This window comes from Candidatus Vondammii sp. HM_W22 (assembly GCF_022530855.2).
GTDB lineage: Bacteria > Pseudomonadota > Gammaproteobacteria > Chromatiales > Chromatiaceae > Vondammii.
Window position 1 is genome coordinate 844,516 of record NZ_CP099567.1, and the last position, 19,655, is coordinate 864,170.

Sequence of the window (19,655 nt, forward strand, 5' to 3'; positions counted from 1 at the left end):
CTGATATCAGTCACCATATCCTCCCAATGGGATGAATCCTTGTTTTATCCCCGATATGATAGGCATCCCTGAGCCTTTTAGCAGCTGAATCCGAAATGACCGCACTCTCCATAAAAAACCTGAAAAAGGTCTATAAAAATGGCTTTGAAGCCCTAAAAGGTATTGATCTTGAAGTGGAGAGAGGAGACTTCTTTGCCCTGCTGGGACCGAATGGTGCCGGTAAATCCACCGCTATCGGCATTATCAGTTCCCTGGTAACCAAGAGTGCCGGCACGGTCAAGGTTTTCGGCCATGATCTGGACGCTGACCCGGAAGGTGTAAAATCCTGCATTGGCCTTGTTCCCCAGGAGTTTAACTTTAACCAGTGGGATCCGGTGGCAGAGGTTGTGGTCAATCAGGCTGGATATTATGGCATTGCCCGCAAAGAGGCATGGCGGCGGGCGGAAGAGAGCCTGCGGCAACTGGATCTTTGGGACAACCGTAACCTGATGTCGCGAAACCTCTCCGGTGGCATGAAGCGGCGGCTGATGATTGCAAGGGCACTGGTTCATCGCCCTGAGCTGCTGATTCTGGATGAGCCAACAGCAGGAGTGGATATTGAGATTCGCCGTTCGATGTGGGAGTTCATGAGGGAGCTGAATCGTCAGGGTACGACGATTATTCTGACCACCCACTATCTCGAAGAGGCCGAAAGCCTCTGTCGCAATATCGCCATTATCAACCAGGGAAAGATTGTTGAGCATAGCCGGATGGACGCACTGCTCAATCAATTGCACAATCAAACCATTGTGCTCAATCTGAAACAATCATTGGATACATTGCCGGAACTGGACGGCTATGGTTTGACGCAACCGGATGGAAATATTCTTGAAGTCGAGATTGGCCGGGGTCAGAGTATCAATGAGATGTTTCAGCTTCTTTCACAGCAAGGCATCGAAGTAACCAGCATGCGCAACAAGCAGAACCGTCTGGAGCAGCTGTTCATCAATATGCTAAAGAATAGCCGCAATGGGGGTGTCCAGTGAACCGCTACAGTCGCTACTGGGTCGCTTTCAAGGCCATTCTCGTCAAAGAGATTCTGCGCTTTATCAGAATCTGGATTCAGACGGTGCTGCCTCCGGCAATCACAACAATTCTTTACTTTATTATTTTTGGGAACCTGATTGGCCAGCGTATCGGCGAAATGGATGGGGTGCGCTATATCGACTTCATTGTGCCGGGGTTGATTCTGATGGCGGTGATAACCAACTCTTACTCCAATGTGGTCTCCTCCTTCTTCAGCAGTAAATACCAGCGCCATGTGGAGGAGTTGCTGATATCGCCTGTTCCCAACTGGGTGATTCTCGGTGGCTTTGTGGGTGGGGGTGTTGCCCGTGGCATGGTGGTGGGCCTTACGGTAACGGTTGTCTCCCTGCTATTTACCGACCTGCACATTCTGAGCTATGGCTGGACCCTGACTGTCGTTGTTCTTACCTCGACACTTTTTGCCTTGGCAGGCTTCATTAACGCAATTTACGCCAACAGTTTTGATGACATCTCTATTGTGCCCTCATTTATTCTCACGCCGCTGACCTATCTCGGCGGTGTCTTCTACTCTATCCACATGCTTCCGGAGTTCTGGCAAAATGTCTCACTGGCCAATCCAATCTTTTATATGGTGAATGCGTTCCGGTACGGCCTGCTTGGTATGTCAGACACCCATATCGGGGCAGCCCTGGGTATTATTTTACTGTTCATTGTCGGGCTAACCGGTTTCAGTCTTTATTTGCTGAAACGGGGTATAGGGATTAAGAGTTGAACAGGGCCTGACGGATTTTGGAGTGTTTTAAGAGTCCATCCCCTCTTGCAAATATCCACGGCAATTAATCGACATTCAACATGAATTTTGAATATATCAGCCCTTATCATGTGATATCAAGTGGACTGTATCCCCCACAACACCGGGGCGATTGAGTACATGGGTATAGATCATTATCTCACTCGTAAAGCGCACGAGAAGGGAATGGTGTGTGGTACGGACATGATTGAGAGGCTCCTCACTTTTGCGTTTTTTGATACAGCTCAACTCATCAGGTGTCAGCTGACGTGCAGTAGTGGGGTGATCGACCTCGAGTTGCTTGGCAGAGTCCAGCCAGTATTGCCAGTCAACATCATTACAGACGTTGGTTAACAATTGTTCACAATATAAAATCCGTATAGCTACTATACACGGATGAAATTGCCGGCCTGCGAGGAATGCTACTTACTTAAGTTTTTTGGGTGCCGTTTCCCCGAATATTCTCTCGCGCAATAGCCCTGGGTTTGGTAAGTAGCGGGAATTGCCTGGGTCTTCGTTTTATAGCTCGCGGCTCCATACGTCCCGGTTATTTTCCAACCTGCTGCTGTGCAATGAGGATAAAAAGGCCATCAATTTTGTCAATGTCGTAACGACCGCTTTTTTGCCACACAACCCATAGCTGCAAAGTATGCTTGAAGCTAGGTTGTCGAGGAATGATGTCAGCCAGTAATGCCGGCTGAGCCATCAGTAAACGGATCAAGTTGTAAGCCAAAAGATAGACCCACAGCTCTTTTTCCGCCATTTCCGGTGTGCGACAACTTAATGTTTCCATTCCCAGAGTGGTCTTGATGTTGCGTATATCTAACTCTACCTGCCAACGGTTCCGATAGAGTGCCTTTAGGGCGGCTTTGCTCGTACTTTTTGAGCAAAGTAGTGTTGTCACCAGGATCTTACCGCCAGCACGCAACTCCCGCACTTTCAATCTATCGGGGGTTTGATCATACTCTGCCTGACTCATCCAGGCGGGTTTGACTTTTGGCTTGTCTATTTCGATAAGATGATCTCGCGGGCCCAGACGCTCTCCTTGGCGAAAATCCGTGCTGCGCTGCCGTGCCGTGAACCATATTGCTCGAAAACGCCATCCACAGCACTGCTGTTCCACTTATTTTCAGCGAAAACAATAACCCCAATTGAGGCGAGGCTATCTGCAGATCCGGCGGAGGCCTAAACAGCTGTATCAAGTCTCGCTTAGCAAATAAATCCAGATGGATCAGTCGACTCATCTGCTGAAGACTTTGGCTGATTCTTGCCTGAAATTTTAAGTACGCCAGTATCAGGTAAACACATAGTACCACCCAAACCTGCGTCATGACAGCATTATCCGTGTTACCCATAAAGGCTTTGATCTTGAGATTCTGCTTAATCCATTTAAAGAACAACTCAACCTGCCAGCGTTGCTTGTAAATATCGGCAATAGTCTTTTCTGACCAGTCAAGGTGGTTGGTAATGAAGACATAATACTTATTGGTTTTGGCATCATAAAAACCGACTCGTCTGACCGCCATCGGGTTGTTTTTTCTAGACTGATCAGAAGTGTACTATAATTTGGTCGCTGGTAATTCCCTGTGATTTATTCACTGTTCGTCGTTCCAGTACACGGGTATTTTGCATTGCTTCGAATTCGTGTGACAAAAAATATTCCTTTTTCAGTCAACTGGTTATGCTAGGTGTAGTCGGCATACCCCTTGTCGAAGACGAGCACACTGCCTTTAGGCAAACTCATGAGTTTAGCCTGTGTTTGGTCACCAGTTTTATCCAAAGTAGCGGCCAGCAAATGCTGGAATCAAACCGGTACGGGTGATCGGAATGACCAGAATGCACCGTCCAAATAGGAATGACGTCTCCGCCTGTTATAGAAGATTTCGATGAACCTGAACAGGCTTTTCTTGGCCTCGTTTTTTGTTCGGTAGTCCTCGTGATCAACTAGATCAAAGTGACGTTTAAGCCTGTCTGTCGCTGGTTGCAGAGTATTCTTTGGGTCGGTTGTAATGACGAACTTTTTGGCCATCTTTGACTGAATACTGTGCTTGCTCATCAGCCTGGCAACACGATTAACACCGACCTGTTCACCGGCATCAACCAGATCTTGATGTATCATAGGTGAGCCGTAGATCTTACGACTGGCTTTATGAAACAGGCTGATTTTGCTCACGAGTTGACGATTGCACTTAGCTCGGGTGCTTTCCAGTCTGTCTCGCCATGCGTAGTACCCGCTGGGTGATACCTCCAGTGCCTAGCAGAGTCGGGTAACGTTACACTCCATACTGTTAGCTTGGATAAAAGGTGTACTTCACTTCCGCTCCTTTGCAAAGTACACCGGCTTTTTTTAGTATTTCAAGCTCCTCCTTTAGCCGCTCGTTTTCCTGTCGTAGCGTGGTAAGCTCTCTTTGATCTTCTTTAACTTTGGCCTGCCTAGTTTACCAGGAAATGCCTGCTCTCCTTTGCTTTGCAACTGCTCCTTCCATTTATAGAGTTGGTTTCTTCGGATCCCAAGCTCCAGGGCTATCTCTGAGGCAGGCTTGTCAGACTCATCCATCAGTCTCAGCCTCCTGCTTGAACTCTCCTGTATAGGTTTTATATGGCTTGCGCTTTCTAGTCATTTGAACACTCCTTAAGCGACATTGTCGCTGATTAAAAGTGTCCGTTAAACTGGGGGAGGTTCAGTATGACCCCTGTGGTATTCGCAAATAGAGCTTAGAATGAGAATCTCATCAAAGTTGTGGTGTTATTCTAGGGGAAAGGTCACTAAAACAGGAGAGTTTACAGAGCGCCAGCAGAGGTTTTCTTCGCTTTGTCTTTCGATGGGCATACTCCGCAGGGCAGGGCACTGTTTAAAACCGGTGGCCAACAAATCGCTTCAGTGGACGGCTAATCGCTGTCGGTGCCGCCCGGTGGCTGTGGCCGGAGAAGGTGTAGTGGATTTTGCCGGGGAGCCGATACGTTTCGTAGAGTGCCTCGTGGTGGTGGCTGTCATTACGCTCTGCGCCGGTTGTCGGGTGCAGAGCGGTGGTCATGCCATCTCCCAGGGTGGCGGCTCCAGGGGAGGATATCCTGCCGGTTTTTCATCCCAGCACGGGCCGATGACAAGGGGGTGTCTCTCCTGATGCCGGGTTTTTCCCTCGGGAACGGCCGCTCTGACCTCGACCATCCAGGGATCGGTGGTGTTCGTAGTGCAGGGGGGCACCGGGGGGGGTGAACCAGAGACAGATGAACGGGCGGCTGTTGCCGGTGTGGTTGAGGGTCTCGGGGATAAAGAACTGATGGGCCGGTTTGATGGCGCTCAGCTCGAGCAGCTGGCGGGATTCCCCGTAGGGTCCGGTGACGGCGTGCCAGACGGGGTTGCGGTAGTGTACTCGACCCTCACAGCCCTCGCCGATGACCGCCTCCAGTCGCCCGTCGAAGAGCAGTAGGCTGACACCGCGTACAGGGGTGGCAGCAGATCGGCGCCGAGGCCGTAGTGGTTGTGGTAGTGCTCTATCCACTCATGGCGAAACGGGAGCTGGCACTGCAGGTGGTCGAACAGAGCTTCATGAAAAGGGGGATTGGCACGGGGAACCGATGCCTTGTAGTCGGCGATCAGGCGATCCTGGAGCTCAACGGCCAGAGAAAGCGGCGGATCATCGGAGAGGGCTTCGCGCTTGAGGCGTTCGGTATCGGGCAGGGGCGGACAGGCCGCCAGAGGGCTTTGCTGTCTGGCGGCGTCCCGGAGCTTTTCAGGGAGCGTGCTCTGTCCGCTTTGGAGGTGGCCGATCTTGAGTCCGGTGGCGGGGGGGAATGCACCCTGGAACCGGACGTTGTGGAGTTGGAGGTGGCGGATGGAGGCGTTGTTCCAAGCTCGTGGGTAGCTGATAGCTGACTTTTCCGATTCGAGTTCCACTTTCACATCGCATAGCTGGAAAAGCTCCACTTGCGCTCTTTTCAGGTAGGGCTCCGAGAGTACGCAATTACGAATATGGAAATTCTGAATACGCGTTTTTTTGCCGATAGTCAGAGAGGAGGAGGCTTTACAACCATCGATAATCACTGTCTCTACTTTGCCAAGCCCAATACCACTGCCTAGGAGCCCGTCATGGAGGTATTCGTTATTCTTCAGATGGATAAAACGTGCGCGGGGGAAGCCGGTGCTTATTTTGGAATCTTCCACCAGCACATAGTCCGCCCGCTGTGGTCCGTTGCCGTCGAAATGGCTGTTGCGGATGATCAGGCTCTTGAGTTCGCCACCCACTCCGCCGATGACGCGGCTGTTTTCGATAAGGACGTTGGAGGGGTATTTCAGCGGGCCTATGATCGAAGACGCAATGTCCGAGTCTCGAATAAACAGATCCAGTTGTGAATGGCCCAGACCCCCCGATCTTTGTTGATGAGATTCATTCACCCTCGTTCTCAGTTTGCTGTGCTCAAAAAACAGCCGGCTGGGCTTGAGTTTTTTGATACGTACTTCGATCAGTTCAGATTCGACAAAATGCACATTGTGCAGACGGCTTTTGACAAAATCCGTCGAGCCCCAGTAAACCGCCTCATCCAGGTTAAAGTAGACCCGGTTGAAGGTGACATTATCCAGTTCGCTCTCTTTCATCTTTACCCCGATCCAGGTGGCCCCCTCGATGGTGACGTTGGACCAGTCTGCCCGAGTGAGCTTGAGGTTGCTCAGCGTTACATTTTTCAGCACCAGGCCGGTCAGCTCCAGGTCTTTCAGCCGGGTATCGCTGAGCAGATCGGGGTTTTGCTCCAGGGCCGTGTTGAGGCGTTCGACATCTTGCAGCAGCGCTTTCAGTTCACTGCCGGGGGGTAGCGGGGGTATGAGGCTCATAGCGTTTCCTGGGGTTAATGAGACAAAAAACAGGCTTCCGATGAGGATGAGTCGGTGGCGCAGGGTGATCATGTTTTCTCCTCAGTAGTCATATATTTCACCGAGTAGTTTTGGGTTATCAAATATATCTTCAAAATCCGGCACATCGCTTCTCCCGCCTCCCTTGCGCCGGATGGTCACGAGCCTGTTCTCACCCTTCTCAGACTCAGACACACTTGCCGGAAAACACCAGGGCGAGTCGTAGTCGTAGTGTTTATGCCGGTGGCCGTGTTCGATCTGTTTGAGGTGGATGGAGAGGAAGTACATTGGAGAGCCACCATTAATGATAATCTCTTTCTTTTCGTTATCAAGATCCCCCCACGACATCCCCCTTCCCCTTCAGCAACCTCATACTCCACATCGACCCCACGAACCGGCACGAGCGCCGACCGGCTACCGAGGCTTACTCGCTCTGTCCATTGGCTTGCTTCGCAGGCGGTCTGCTTCAGCCGGATATATCCCTGATAGCCTGCTTTACCACCGCTGTGCAGGTGCAGGCGGATCTCATCGAGCATCTCACCGCCGTGTTCGCTGGCCTTGAGCCAGCGCTCGTCGAGGCGTAGCTGGAACCGCCTGCCATCGCCTTTCAGGCCGTATTGCAGCGCCTTATGCCCGCCTTCGTACCAGAGGTAGTCCAGCAACACCGCCATGCGCGGTCTTGTTTGTGCGTCGCGCACGATGTTGACCTTGCCGCTTTCGGTATCGAGCTTCAGCCCCTGAGGGGCCTCCATGCCGTAACCGGCGTACTCTCCCTCGCGGTTCTGCCGGGTGATGGGACCGCCGGAACCCGCCACCAGCAGGCAGGCGGTGCCGTCCGGGTGGGTGTAGCCATCGGGGTAGTCGCCCCGGGTGGTGATTTTGCGGGTGACATAGCCGGGCTCGCCGGTGAGCCGGTAAACCCCCGCCCGGTGGCTGTGGCCGGAGAAGGTGTAGTGGATTTTGCCGGGGAGCAGGTAGGTTTCATAGAGCGCTTTGCGGTTGTCGTGGAAACTGCCTTCGTCGAGGTTATCCCGGTCCCCCGGGCCGATATCGCCCGGCGACACGTCATCGGCGTCTATTTTGCTGTTGCCGGTCGTCAGCGGGATATCGGTGGCGTAGTTAACGTAGGTGAAGTGGCTGAGCAGCAGCTTTTCTGCGGCCGGGTCTTTTTCAACGGCATTTTGCACCAGGGCCCATTGATCGTCGGTGCAGGCTTGGTTGGCCCGGGGCAAGGAGCCGCCACCGGTGGCTGTGGAGCCGGCATACTCCTCGTCGTCGCCCCAGCCGAGGCCGATCCAGGTCTGTTGCTTGCCGTGGGCGGTGAGCCAGTCACGCCAGGGGGTGATCAGGTGGTGCAGCCAGCAGAGGTTGTCGGCTTTGAAGTTGTCCAGGGTGTGGTAGTGGCCGTAACCGGGACCGTAGAGCAGTGCCGCTTCGTAGATGGTCAGGCCGTGATCGGCGGGGATGCCGGCGTTGGCGCGTTGGCCGTGGAGGAACATGAACATCCCGTTCCCTTTGTCAAGGCGCGGGCTGATGCCATAGGGCATTTCGTAGGCCTCGTGGTTGCCGTCGATGTAGCAGACCGGCTTTTGGTAGCGGTCGATGAAGTGGTGGATCAGGCTGACGGCGTAAAGGGCGTCGATGTGCCGGGGGTAGCGGTCGCGGTCGTTATGGTGCGCCTGGTCCATGGCCCGCCAGAGATCACCGGGGGTGTTGAGGGATTGATGGGCCTCGTGGGCCGGGTCGACGTTGATGGCGTGGTCGTAGAGATCGCCGGTGAGCAGCAGCAGGTCGATCTCCGGGTCTTTGCCCATGGCGTCGAGCAGGCGTTTCAGGGCGGCGGCGTTGTGGTGGGACTGGGGGCCGAGTGGGGGCGAGGTGGCGGTGTCGGCGCCGGGGATGAGTTGCGCCGGGCTGTCTGGGTAGAGGGCCTGGCGGGATGAGAGGTGCAGGTCGCTGAGGTGGCCGGGGTTGAGCTTGGGTTTGTCGCTGATGTAGACAGGGTGACGGCTCTCCAGCCAGAGGCGCTCTCTGCGGTACCCTCGCTGAAGGGGGTGTCGCCGGTGTAGCGCCCGTCGCCGGTGAGTTCGGGCTGCTTGCGCCGCCGCCGGTCGCAGGGGTTGAGGCGGCTGCGATCGATCTGCTTGCCGCCCTGCTTTTTTGCCTGACTGAAGTAGTCGGCCTGGAGGCGGTCCTGGGGTTCGTGTGAACAGCCGTGGTGTGACTCTTTATCAATGGGTGAGGGGTTCTCCTCTTCGTCGTCGGGGTAGTGCCATACCAAGTTGTAGAGACCCGGGGAGGGGGGCAGTTTATTGAGGTTGACCTGATAGAGCCGGGTGTAGCCGTGTTTCCGGTAGAAGTCGATGATGTCAGGGTTGGAGTATGCCGATGCACTTGCCGTTGTTATCACTGACCGGCAGGCCGGTCTCTGAGCTATTTTTCAGTTCGCCGCGGGGGTATAGGCGGATGTTCTCCTGGGCGGTTTGCCAGTTTTCGTAGATGCGGTCGAGGTCGGGGTGGTGTTTGTCGCTGGTGCCCCAGGGTTTGAGGCGGAATTGGGCGTGCAGCCGCCGCAGGGTCATCGGGCCGATGCTTTTTGCCGGGTTGGGTTGGCGCTCGGCGTTGATCCCCTGGTGAAAGGCATCGCTCACCGCGAGGATGACCTTTAGCTGTTTTCCCTGCCCGCAGAGCAATGCCGGGGTGCCCAGGGCGGGGAAGAGGATCAGCGCCTTGTGGGCACGGGATCTGAGGGTGATATCGAGCTTGTCGCGACAGACATTGGCCTGCGCCCAGCCCAGCCCAGCTCTTCGACGCGGTCGCCATCGAAGGTCACGGCCGGTGCGCCGTCGCCGGTGCGGATGGTCTGGGTGTGGTTGCGATCGGGTCCCTGGCCGGGGAAGAATTGCAGGGTCAGCTTCTTCTCCTCCGGCTGCTGGAATGTCGGGAGATACCCCTGGTAGTTGAGGGCCCCCTGTTTGCCGGATGCCCGCATGATCGCCAGCCCCGGGTAGTCGGCGAACCAGAGTTCGTCGCGGTACTGCACGCGCCAGATGGGGTCCTCCGGGATGTACTCCTGCGGCCTAGCCCGGTAGGGGGGGGTGTAGAAGGGCAGTTCGTTGGGACGCTTCTGTTTGATCACCCGGCCGTGGCGCCGCAGGTAGGGTATGGCTTCGAGCAACCGGCAGGCGGGGGCGGTGTAGGTGTTGGCGGCGGGGTTGGGAATCCATTTTTTTCGTACCAGACAAGGAGGGGTTGCTCGGGTTGTGGGTTGAGGTAGGCCCATCGGCCTTGTTTCAGCCAGGCGGCGATCTCTTCGGTACTGTGGCGGTGTGGGGCATGGATCAGGAGGCCTGTGAGTGTCAGGCGGTTGATGGCCAGGTCGATGAAGGGCGCCTGTTCATACATGACGTCTTTGATCGGTAGCAGTTGGCTGTCGTGCATGGTGCGCTCCGGCTGGACGGAGGGTCGGGAAGGGGGCTGTGTCCTTGATTGACCGTCCGTTGGTGAGAATATCATTCCCGTTGACTGGCCAGAAATTACAAAGCCCGGGGGGCGCTGTCAAGGCATTTATATCCTTTTCTTTGTTGGTCTCTGTTTTGACGAGTTATAACTGAAAGTGGTGTTTGAAAGGAATTGAAAAAGAGCGGGGTATCTGGTTGATTTGTTGTTGCGAGACATCAAAATAACCATTGGAGATACGCCACCATGAGTAAGAATAACGTTGTTAAGCTGGCAGGTCTCGATACGATTATCGATCCGCTGACAGAGTTGCTGAGAAGCGGTGCAGAGCAGTTGATCTACCAGGTGGTGGAGGCCGAGCTGCTGGAGCTGTTGGCGGAGCACGTCGAGCGACGGGCAGAGGATGGCAAGGCGGGTGTGGTGCGTAATGGTCACCTGCCAGCTCGTAAACTGCAGACAGGATTGGGGCCGGTCACGGTCAATATCCCCAAAGTTCGCGCGAAGACCGGCGAGCCGGTAACGTTCCGATCAGCTCTGGTGCCGCCGTATGTACACAAGACGAAGTCACTGGAAGCGGCGCTGGCGTGGCTCTACCTGAAGGGGATTTCCAGTGGAGAGATGGGTGAAGCCCTGAAAGTGCTGGTGGTTCCGGATGCAACAGGCTTGTCGGCCGGCAGGGTATCGCATCTGAAGCAGGTCTCGGCAGAAGAATATCGGAGCGGGTGCGAGGAGCGCCTGGATAAGGGCCATTGGGTGTATGTGTGGGCAGACGGTGTCTACAGCGGACAGAGAGCAGAGCAGACGAAGCTGTGTGCCCTGGTGGTGATCGGCATGAATGAGCGTGGTGAGAAGCATTTTCTGGCAATTGAAGATGGTGTGCGGGAATCCACACAGCTGGCGGGAGGTACTGTTGAAACTGAAGTCACGCGGACTGACCCCGCCAAAATTGGCGATCAGTGACGGTGCCATGGTATTCCGGGCTGCGCTGTAGGAAGTGTATCCGGAGACGCGTCAGCAGCGCTGCTGGATGCACAAGACCATGAACGTGCTGAACTGCCTGCCAAGGTCAGCTCAGCCGAAAGCGAAGCAGATACTGCATAACATCTGGCAGTCGGAGACCCAGGCCGATGCGGAAAAGGCCTTTGATCTATTTATCAAAACGTATGAGCCAAAGTATCCGAAGGCTGCCATCTCTCTGCACAAAGACCGAGAGGAACTGATGGCTTTCTATCAATTTCCTGCGCAGCACTGGCAGAGCATTCGGACCAGCAATCCGATTGAATCCACCTTCGGGACAATCCGCCATCGAACCAGGCGTTCCAAGGGCTGCCTATCGCGTGACGGCATGCTACACATGATGTTCAAACTCGGCCTGTGTGCCGAGAAGAAGTGGGGACGATTACGGGGTTTCGATTACCTGGCGAAGGTGATAACCGGAATCAAATTTAAAGAGGGTGTTGAGGTAGCAGGAGTCGATCAGGTCGACGCTTGATTCAACTGGCTAAACACCAGATTTGACTATAACTCTGTTTTGACGGGGGGCGGTGTGTCGATCGAGAAACGGCTCCTTGCGTTCTTTTTACGGTATTTCTCTAAATCCGTTGGCTTCCAAGCCCTGCTGTTTCATCGACTTTCTTGACATTGGTGATCAACAGGACAATGGTATACGTAATTCAGAAGATGCCTTGACAGTTGTTCACAGTATAAAACCCGTATAGCTACTATGCACGGATGAAATTGTAGTTTGCGAGGCAATTTTGGCGGTCTGTTGTTTCAAAGTATAGGTAATGTTGGTAGCAAAACCTCCCTAGTCCTGTGGCTATTTTTCGCCTTAATGAACACCTTGACACGTTTTACATACTAACGTCTCTGCTTCTCAGGAATCGACGGTTTAATAAGATATTTCAATTATCAAAAAAGCGTGGAGCGGAGTCAGGGACGACAGGATCGAATATCAGATATGTGAACCTTTCTTGTTATCGAAAAATAGGCATCCGACCCGGATAGGGATGTTGGCCGATTGATTCCAGGCCGAATCGGTTAATCGTACACTAGGCCGCTTACGTGCGATTACCAATACTGCGTGAGCAGTCGAATATATTGTATGCCCTATAAAATTAACCCTTTTAGAATAAATACCTCATTATGAAAATACCAAAATATATCGAAATTGTGACTTCGCCAATTGGAGGGCTCAACCTTATGCCCCAGAAAACATTGATTACTATGCACGAAGCATTAAGTAGCTATTATACTAATATTCGTATAACAATAATTAAAACAGAACAAGAAATAAGCGAGCTCATCAAAAGAGCCCCAGACTTGGTTATTTCTGGTATTAAATATTTAGGATTTGATCATGATTCTATAGAAAGAAGCTCGAAAAGAAAAATATGGTTCACTGACATATTAGATAAGTATGGTATAAAATATACAGGATCATCAAGAAATGCTTTAGAACTTGAATTTGATAAAAGTGAAGCGAAAAAAAAGATACAAGAACATGGTCTTGTTACAGCTCCATTTTTTGTCACCGATTCAGATAAACATAAATCATTAGAAATGCCTCTTGAATATCCATTGTTTATAAAGCCCTTATTTGAAGGAGATTCTCGTGGAATAGATTTAAAGTCTCTTGCCTATACATTTCAGGAGTACCAAGAGAAGGTTGCCTCCATATTTAGAAACCAAAATACTGTTTCACTTGTCGAAAAATTTCTAAGTGGAAAAGAGTATACTGTTGCTATTATTGAAGATTTTAGAAAAAATAATTTTCAAATTTACCCCATAGAACTCCTTGCAGAGGAGAATAAAAAAAATATTCGAATTCTAGGCTATGATGATAAAATTGCAGACAAAGAGCTTGCATTGCTCATCAGTGATCCGGAGATAAAAAAGATAGTTTCAAGTTTAGCACTGAACTCTTTTAAAGCATTAGGCGCAAAGGGTTATGGTCGCATTGATATAAAAATGGACGAAAATGGAATCCCTAATTTTATTGAAGCAAACTTGATCCCTGGATTTGGGTTTGGATATTTTTATAGATGCTACAAACTGAATGGAGGAATTAGTCATAGACAGATGATCATCGATATTGCGAAGAACTCATTTGATGCATTTGACTGAAGGCATAACAAAGCAATGAACACGGATTTTAAAAGCTCTGGTCACTTCGTTCCCTACATGTTTCGGTTATTGCAGACGTTATAATTAAAAAGTAGATCGTGTATCATTTAACTAAATATTTTTTGTTCTTACTGTACCTTCTTCATTCAAGCAGTTTGTTTGCGAATAATGTCGAAAACAAATTTATCTTGGCGGGATTGATCGACGTTATCACTGTAGATAGATCCATAGCAGGTCGACCTTGTCAATTCCGATCCTGAAAAGAACTTCTTTGAGCAGGACTTTTACGATGGATTGAACAAGGCGTATCTTTAGGAAGCACATTGCTGTGATGCTTTCGAACGCCTAACGCGTCTTGAAGAAAGAGAAAACTACCTATTCACTTCAGGTGCTCGATGCGGCGCGCCCCAGGTTTATTCCTCGCGCCACGTACTGACCTTCCCCCCATCTTAATACCAAGACTTGGATGAGATAATTCATTCTAAGCGGCCCTATTCACAAAGGCCACAGGTGACAAATAATTTAATGCGCTATGAGGCCGCACGTGATTGTAGTGCTCTCGCCATTGATCAATTTCATGTCTAGCGTCATCAATGGACCTGAACCAATGCTGATTTAAGCATTCATTTCTGAATTTACCGTTTAAGCTTTCTACAAACGCATTCTGAGTAGGCTTACCTGGCTGAATAAAACCTAGCTTAACGCCACTTTCTTTTTGCCAGTAGAACATCGCCTTGCTAGTAAACTCAGTACCGTTGTCGCAGATTATTTGATCCGGAGCGCTCCTTAGCTCAATCAGCTGAGTTAAAAAACGAGCGACCTGGTGACCATTGATCGAGAAGTCAGAGAGCTGGCCAATAACTTCTCTTGAGTAATCATCAATCACATTAAATACTCGAAAGCGGCGACCATTAGCCAACTGATCACTGACAAAATCCATTGACCAGCGTATATTTTTACCAATGGGCATAATCGTTGGCATTCTTGGTCGTATTATCTTCTTGCGTTTTTTAGTCCTCACTTGAAGACCTTCTTCGTTATAGACTCGGTAGGTCCGCTTCTTGTTTTTCACAGGCCCCTCTCCTCTCAGGAGGCCATGTAAAAACAAATAACCATAACTCGGATGCTTTTTTGCCAGCTCAAGTAACCGTTTGCGTAGAGGCTCATCTTTTCCCCATTGAGTAACGTACCGAAAAGCGGTTCTACTTAAGCCTACTAATTGGCAAGCTCTACGCTCACTTAATTTGAACCGCGACTTAAAGGTAGCTCACGATTTGTTTTCTATCAGCAGGCTTTACCACTTTTTTGAGAGCACATCCTTCATCGCCTCAGCTTCAAGCATTTTCTCGGCAAGTAACTTCTTAAGCTTGTTGTTTTCGCTTTCAAGCTCTTTGAGCCGTTTGGCTTCTGAGACATCCATCCCGGCGTACTTGCTTCGCCAGTTATAAAAGCACCCGGTTGAAATGCCGAACTGACGACAAATGTCATCAACTTTTACCCCTGACTCATGCTGCTTGATGGCACCAATAATTTACTCTTCTCTGTAACGCTTCTTCTTCATCTTGAGATCTCCTAATACACAGACTAATTGGAAATCTCATCCTTGTCATGGCTCTATTTCTGGGGGAAAGGTCACCAGTGTTCCGCAGGAAAATCATAAAAAGTCAGCATCTTGTCTCGGTATTTTTGTAAGCAATGCATCGCTTTCGGGTACTTAGCCTCATATTTTCGCAAGCATAAATAAAAGGCTTTTTCGGCATGGGTTCGAGAGTCAGACATCCAAATATCATGCAGATTCTCTTTGACTTTAGGCTGTATCGCCCTAGGCACTTTGTTGAGCACATTGGCGGTCTTGTGCACCCAACAACGCTGGTGCTTCGTCGTTGGCCAATGCTTGGTAATGGCCTTCCAGAAGCCTAGTGCACCGTCACCAACGGCCACCTCTGGCGGCACCGTAAAACCTTGTTCTGTGAGCTGCTCTAACAACTCTAACCAGCTCGCTTCTGACTCACGGTAGCCATCCGTAAGCCCAATGACTTCCTTACGACCTGTGCTGTCGGAACCCATGATCACCAGCAAGCAAAGCTTGTCGTCTTGCCTTACGTTGCAATAAACACCGTCGGCCCAAATGTACACATAGCGCCGCTTTGATAAATCGCGCTTACGCCACTGACCATATTCGCCTTCCCAAGTTTGCTTGAGGCGGCTTATGGTATTGGAGGACAAACCTTCGGCATCAGCGCCAAGCAAACCTGCCAGTGCGTCCTTGAAGTCGCCTGTAGAGATGCCTTTCAAGTACAACCAGGGCAGCAGCTCTTCAATGGTCTTCGCTCGCTTCAAGTACGGTGGCACCAAACCGCTGTTGAACTTGATGCCTTGCCCGGTACGATCTCTTACTTTGGGAACCTTGACCCCAACATCACCAAGCCCTGTTTGGATCATACGTTCCGGCAGGTGCCCATTGCGCACAACACCTTGTAAGCCTGATTCTCTCAGCAACCCTTGGTATTGTGCCAACAGGGTGGCGACTTCCGCCTCTATGGCTTGGGCTAATAGTTGCTGGGATCCGGTATGTAAAAGCTCAGAAAGGACATCTCGCGCTGGCCTATTCAGCCCGACAATATTATCATCCTTCATGTAGCGTACTCTTGTTGGTTGGTGATCGGCTAGGATCTTTTCCTTCCAACAGGATATACTGCTTTAATTCCTCATACGCCAGAAATGACTATACCTCGTGTGACGCGCAGCCCTAGCTTACGCATCACAGTTTTCGTTCGATAGCGGCCAATAGAGAAGCCTTCTTCGCGCAGTTTTTTCATTAGCTCTCTGGAGCCCAGACTTTGGCGGCTTGCTGCAAACAAGGCTTTAGCTCGGCGATAAAGCTGTAACTCTTCAGCGCTGATTAACAGGGTAGGCCGCTTAACCCACGCGTAGTAGCTTGATCGACTCAATCCAACAATTTGGCATAAGCGGTTAACCGGCAACTGGGCTGAGTGACACTGAATAAACTGATGCTTTATTTCATTTCTTTGGCGAACAAGGCTGAAGCCTTTTTTAATATGTCCTTTTCGATACGTAGGTGCTTATTCTCTCTGCGTAATCGGTGAAGCTCCGTCCGCTCATCGGCTGATAACGCACCGTCTTGTTTTGAGGCTTCAATCTTTGTTTTACAACCATAGAGTTGATTAGCTCGAATACCCAGTGATTTAGCCGCCTCAGCGACCGAATAACCTTGATCTGTCACCAATCCAACCGCTTCTTCTTTAAAGGCTTGAGGGCAACTCTTGTAAACTCGTTTTTGATTCATATCCGCTACGATAATCAACGGTATTGTCTTTTATTCAAGTGTCCAGATCAATTAAACCAGAACAACCTTTTATCAATGCAGAATACGTACTGGGCCCCTAGGTGACGATACTGCTTACAATTATTCTGGTTATTGAGTTTCTCTGCCTGATGGCTTATGCAACGGGTGGCCGTACACTGAGCCGTTTCTTACAGAAGAGTGGCAATGTCAGGATTATGAATCGCGTTGCCGGTTCCCTGGTGATCGGTGTCGGAATCTGGTTAGCCATAGGCTAAGCAGGCCATAGTGTAAGGTGCTTGGCAGTCTGATAGATCACTCGTTAGAAGGGATAGGGACACCCGGCTTTTTCATTCACCGCTATTTTCATTTCGGGATAAACTATGCCTAAATTTATCACTTCATTGACTAACTGGGGATCGGACTCCTTTTCACGGGTATTGAAAAGTGAAATCGAGAATCTGGAAACGAGCGTGTTGCCTTTGCATAAAGGTACCACTCAAGGTGGGCTTGTCGATGATAGTAATATCAGTGCGACTATTATAAATTTTGCTGAGGAAGAGGGTTATATTCGGGCTAAAGTTGGCATTTTTTTTAATGAAATTATCGGTGGTTGTAGCTGTGGGGACGATCCATTGTCAGAAAATGCCTATTGTGAGATACAGGTCTCGATCGATAAGGTAACAGCTGAAGCTAATTTTTTAGTCGAATCAGAAGCTTCTTAAGTATAGCGGTTGGCAATCAAACGGCAGTTTCTGCTATCCAATTAAAAACCCGCGTGGACCCCGTTCTTTGGTAATCCCCCCATTTTTAGCTGCGCACAAAAGTAGAGCTTATGCGGCTTGCGCCAACTTTTGATACGGGGTTATTCCTCCAATGGCCATGTTTGGCGGCTCTGTATTGTAGCGCCACAACCATTGAGTGGCGGTGTGCTGGGCATACTCGATCGACTCAAAGAGATGCTGGTTCAGCCATTCATGTCGAACTGTTCTGTTAAAACGCTCCACGTACGCGTTCTGTTGCGGGTTGCCGGGCTGGATATAGTGTAACTTAATCCATTGTTTCTCTGCCCACTCCATCAGTTGACCACTGATTAGTTCGGGGCCATTGTCGCAGCGAATGGAATTTGGCTTGCCTCGCCACTCGATGATCTGTTCCAGTGCACGAATGACACGCACTGCCGGTAACAAGAAGTCCACCTCAATACCCAGCCCCTCACGATTGTAGTCGTTGATGACATTGAACGTCCTGAAGCTACGGCCATCGGCCAGGCTGTCATGCATAAAATCCATCGACCACATGATGTTAATTTGACGAGGTACAGCTAGCGCATCCGGCACGTCGCGCTTCAATCGACGTTTGGGCTTGATTCGCAAGTTCAGCTCAAACTCCCTGTATATGCGGTATACACGTTTATGATTGTAGGGGTAACCCTTCAATTGCGCAGGTACAAATAGCACAACCCGAAACCCCAGGTTCGATTGGTCATCGTCAATCGGAGTAACCAATCTGCAACCAGTGCGTTGTCGCTCGAATGCTTGGCCTGATAGCGATAGCTGGTCTCGCTGATACAGAATGCACGACAAGCCAGGCGTACCGACACGCCATCCTGCATAGCTGCGATCTTGGCCATCTCCTTGCGACGAGATGGCCTTACCACTTTTTTGCCAGGGCCTCCTTGACGATCTCCGCCTCTAATTTGGTCTCGGCGTACATCTTCTTGAGTCGCCGGTTCTCATCCTCGAGTTCCTTCATACGCTTCATGAGAGAGGCGTCCATGCCGCCGTATTTGGCGCGCCACTTGTAGAAGGTGGCACTGCTCATGCCATGCTCCCGGCACAGATCGGAAACTGGTGTGACAGTCTCAGCCTGCTTGAGAATAGCAATGATCTGGCTGTCCTTGAATCTTGATGTCTTCATGCAGAATCTCCTGCGTTCATATTACGAGAAAATTCTACTTTTGGCGTCAGCTACTTCCCGGGGGGATTGCCCTTTTACTTCCGGTGGCGCAGATTATTTCTGAGGGAGGCTGTACCTCGCCTCATGGTTAATACACTAGCTTGTTCGGCAATGATCCAGATCATGTTAGTGAGATATCAGAATTTAAGATAGTGAAAAACGTATTATTTTCCGATTACTCACCAAAGCAATAAACTCAGGTGTTATCCGTTATCCGTTATCCGTTATCCGTTATGCTGAATATCTGTGATAGATCTAGATGTTGTTCAGCAGAGGAATCTGAAGCTATGCCCATGTGGGTCTCATCGCTGCAAACAGCCGCCTACTCCCATATCAGTTGGTCTTCAAAACCGTCCTCATATCTCTTCTTATTCATAGCTGAAAATATTGACATCACAATGAATACGGCATAATCTAACTGGTGGCCGATCGGTCGGTCAGTATTGCGTGGCGTGAGGAAAAATCAAAATGATCCAGGCGGAACAATCATCACCACCCTCCGAGTTGTCTCCGGGCGCTCAAGGGATTCTTAAGATAGCCGAGGCTTTGTTTGCAGAAAAAGGCTTTGATGCGGTTTCACTCAATCAGATTGCCATGCATGCACAAGTCAGTAAGGCGAATATATTCCATCATTTCAAATCAAAGGAAGCGCTTTATTTATCGGTGCTAAAGGGTGCCTGTACTCGGTCTGCAGCAGCTCTTGATGTGGGAAAAACACGATCAACTGATAATCCGCTTGAGCAGATGGAGCAATTTTACCTCAGCCATCTGCAAACAATATTGTCGGAGTCTCTATCGACCCAATTAATTCAGCGGGAGCTGATGGAAAACAGTGAGCAGAGAGGTAAGCAGCTTGCGGAAGAGGTGTTTGCAGATACTTTTTCCAAAGTCGTAAGCTTAGTGAATCGGGCGAAAGCCAAGGGGATGGTCAGAGAAGAAATAGATCCATCTTTACTTGCTTTCCTCTTGTTGGGTTCAAGTGGTATTTTCTTTGAAATGCGCTCTGTATTAAAGCATCTGCCAGATGTTCACTTTGCTGAATCTCCGGAAGATTACAGCGCAGCTGTTATTGACATATTGAAAAATGGATTTAAATAGACATACGCATATTTTATTTGTCCCTTGAAGATATCGAAATATAC

Annotated in this window: 19 protein-coding genes and 7 pseudogenes; 7 read left to right on the forward strand and 19 right to left on the reverse strand. The window is 50.3% G+C overall.

Annotated elements, in window-relative coordinates; all coding sequences use genetic code 11:
- Positions 1-95: 95 nt before the first annotated feature.
- Both MN084_RS04770 and MN084_RS04775 read left to right on the forward strand, forming a co-directional pair.
- Complete coding sequence (locus MN084_RS04770) at positions 96-1,025, forward strand: ABC transporter ATP-binding protein (protein ID WP_241086999.1); 930 nt, start codon at positions 96-98, stop codon at positions 1,023-1,025.
- The gene (locus MN084_RS04775; RefSeq protein WP_241086998.1) at positions 1,022-1,798 is read left to right on the forward strand and encodes an ABC transporter permease; all 777 of its coding nucleotides are present in this window, start codon (positions 1,022-1,024) and stop codon (positions 1,796-1,798) included. The genes MN084_RS04770 and MN084_RS04775 overlap by 4 nt, the downstream gene beginning before the upstream one ends.
- 96 nt (positions 1,799-1,894) lie before the next feature.
- Here MN084_RS04775 and MN084_RS04780 read toward each other — a convergent pair whose 3' ends face one another.
- The 12 genes and pseudogenes from MN084_RS04780 to MN084_RS04835 form a co-directional block, all read right to left on the reverse strand.
- Positions 1,895-2,173 carry a hypothetical protein gene (locus tag MN084_RS04780; RefSeq protein ID WP_241086997.1) on the reverse strand — a complete coding sequence of 93 codons (279 nt, stop codon included), beginning with the start codon at positions 2,171-2,173 and terminating at the stop codon, positions 1,895-1,897.
- Between the two features lie 73 nt (positions 2,174-2,246).
- Positions 2,247-2,923: pseudogene (locus MN084_RS04785) on the reverse strand (transposase); the annotation flags it as partial.
- A gap of 245 nt (positions 2,924-3,168) precedes the next feature.
- Positions 3,169-3,342 (reverse strand): annotated as a pseudogene (locus MN084_RS19255) (transposase); the annotation flags it as partial.
- A 548-nt stretch (positions 3,343-3,890) separates the two neighbouring features.
- Positions 3,891-3,989, reverse strand: a pseudogene (locus tag MN084_RS19260) (hypothetical protein); the annotation flags it as partial.
- Between the two features lie 195 nt (positions 3,990-4,184).
- The gene (locus MN084_RS04800; protein WP_241086994.1) at positions 4,185-4,373 is read right to left on the reverse strand and encodes a transposase; all 189 of its coding nucleotides are present in this window, start codon (positions 4,371-4,373) and stop codon (positions 4,185-4,187) included.
- A gap of 295 nt (positions 4,374-4,668) precedes the next feature.
- The gene (locus MN084_RS04805) at positions 4,669-4,851 is read right to left on the reverse strand and encodes a hypothetical protein (protein WP_241086993.1); all 183 of its coding nucleotides are present in this window, start codon (positions 4,849-4,851) and stop codon (positions 4,669-4,671) included.
- The gene (locus MN084_RS04810; RefSeq protein ID WP_241086992.1) at positions 4,848-4,985 is read right to left on the reverse strand and encodes a hypothetical protein; all 138 of its coding nucleotides are present in this window, start codon (positions 4,983-4,985) and stop codon (positions 4,848-4,850) included. The genes MN084_RS04805 and MN084_RS04810 overlap by 4 nt, the downstream gene beginning before the upstream one ends.
- 132 nt (positions 4,986-5,117) lie before the next feature.
- Positions 5,118-6,719 carry a pentapeptide repeat-containing protein gene (locus tag MN084_RS04815; protein WP_330178388.1) on the reverse strand — a complete coding sequence of 534 codons (1,602 nt, stop codon included), beginning with the start codon at positions 6,717-6,719 and terminating at the stop codon, positions 5,118-5,120.
- A 104-nt stretch (positions 6,720-6,823) separates the two neighbouring features.
- Entirely contained in the window at positions 6,824-8,878 is a 2,055-nt protein-coding gene (locus MN084_RS04820) for a metallophosphoesterase (RefSeq protein ID WP_330178522.1), read from the reverse strand.
- A gap of 156 nt (positions 8,879-9,034) precedes the next feature.
- Complete coding sequence (locus MN084_RS04825; protein ID WP_330178389.1) at positions 9,035-9,316, reverse strand: hypothetical protein; 282 nt, start codon at positions 9,314-9,316, stop codon at positions 9,035-9,037.
- Between the two features lie 71 nt (positions 9,317-9,387).
- Positions 9,388-9,804, reverse strand: coding sequence for a hypothetical protein (locus MN084_RS04830; RefSeq protein WP_330178390.1), 417 nt, complete (start codon positions 9,802-9,804; stop codon positions 9,388-9,390).
- Positions 9,801-10,106 (reverse strand): hypothetical protein, encoded by a 306-nt coding sequence (locus tag MN084_RS04835; protein WP_330178391.1) that lies wholly within the window; start codon positions 10,104-10,106, stop codon positions 9,801-9,803. Before MN084_RS04835 ends, MN084_RS04830 begins: the two co-directional genes overlap by 4 nt.
- Before the next feature lie 264 nt (positions 10,107-10,370).
- Between MN084_RS04835 and MN084_RS04840 the strand changes: the two are divergent.
- Positions 10,371-11,616 (forward strand): annotated as a pseudogene (locus tag MN084_RS04840) (IS256 family transposase).
- A 653-nt stretch (positions 11,617-12,269) separates the two neighbouring features.
- Positions 12,270-13,250 carry a D-alanine--D-alanine ligase gene (locus MN084_RS04845; RefSeq protein WP_241086988.1) on the forward strand — a complete coding sequence of 327 codons (981 nt, stop codon included), beginning with the start codon at positions 12,270-12,272 and terminating at the stop codon, positions 13,248-13,250.
- 481 nt (positions 13,251-13,731) lie between these two features.
- On the opposite strand, the pseudogene MN084_RS04850 reads toward MN084_RS04845, so the two are convergent.
- The 4 genes and pseudogenes from MN084_RS04850 to MN084_RS04865 form a co-directional block, all read right to left on the reverse strand.
- A pseudogene (locus MN084_RS04850) lies at positions 13,732-14,781 on the reverse strand (IS3 family transposase).
- A gap of 104 nt (positions 14,782-14,885) precedes the next feature.
- Positions 14,886-15,887, reverse strand: a pseudogene (locus MN084_RS04855) (IS256 family transposase); the annotation flags it as partial.
- A gap of 71 nt (positions 15,888-15,958) precedes the next feature.
- Positions 15,959-16,234 carry an IS3 family transposase gene (locus tag MN084_RS04860; RefSeq protein WP_330178392.1) on the reverse strand — a complete coding sequence of 92 codons (276 nt, stop codon included), beginning with the start codon at positions 16,232-16,234 and terminating at the stop codon, positions 15,959-15,961.
- Positions 16,235-16,266: 32 nt separating this feature from the next.
- Positions 16,267-16,557 (reverse strand): transposase, encoded by a 291-nt coding sequence (locus MN084_RS04865; protein ID WP_241086985.1) that lies wholly within the window; start codon positions 16,555-16,557, stop codon positions 16,267-16,269.
- 65 nt (positions 16,558-16,622) lie between these two features.
- On the opposite strand from MN084_RS04865, the pseudogene MN084_RS04870 reads away from it, so the two are divergent.
- Both MN084_RS04870 and MN084_RS04875 read left to right on the forward strand, forming a co-directional pair.
- Positions 16,623-16,832: pseudogene (locus MN084_RS04870) on the forward strand (LysE family translocator); the annotation flags it as partial.
- A gap of 105 nt (positions 16,833-16,937) precedes the next feature.
- Entirely contained in the window at positions 16,938-17,279 is a 342-nt protein-coding gene (locus tag MN084_RS04875) for a glucosamine--fructose-6-phosphate aminotransferase (RefSeq protein ID WP_241086984.1), read from the forward strand.
- A 108-nt stretch (positions 17,280-17,387) separates the two neighbouring features.
- Here the strand turns inward: MN084_RS04875 and MN084_RS04880 are convergent, their stop codons facing one another.
- The 3 genes from MN084_RS04880 to MN084_RS04890 are packed head-to-tail and all read right to left on the reverse strand — an operon-like array spanning position 17,388 to position 18,474.
- Positions 17,388-18,062, reverse strand: coding sequence for an integrase core domain-containing protein (locus MN084_RS04880; protein WP_330178393.1), 675 nt, complete (start codon positions 18,060-18,062; stop codon positions 17,388-17,390).
- Complete coding sequence (locus MN084_RS04885) at positions 17,990-18,214, reverse strand: hypothetical protein (protein ID WP_330178394.1); 225 nt, start codon at positions 18,212-18,214, stop codon at positions 17,990-17,992. Before MN084_RS04885 ends, MN084_RS04880 begins: the two co-directional genes overlap by 73 nt.
- On the reverse strand, positions 18,208-18,474 hold the full coding sequence (locus MN084_RS04890; RefSeq protein WP_330178395.1) for a transposase: 267 nt from the start codon (positions 18,472-18,474) through the stop codon (positions 18,208-18,210). The genes MN084_RS04885 and MN084_RS04890 overlap by 7 nt, the downstream gene beginning before the upstream one ends.
- A gap of 507 nt (positions 18,475-18,981) precedes the next feature.
- Between MN084_RS04890 and MN084_RS04895 the strand changes: the two genes are divergently transcribed.
- Positions 18,982-19,611 carry a TetR/AcrR family transcriptional regulator gene (locus MN084_RS04895; RefSeq protein ID WP_241086982.1) on the forward strand — a complete coding sequence of 210 codons (630 nt, stop codon included), beginning with the start codon at positions 18,982-18,984 and terminating at the stop codon, positions 19,609-19,611.
- The last annotated feature ends 44 nt before the right edge of the window (positions 19,612-19,655 follow it).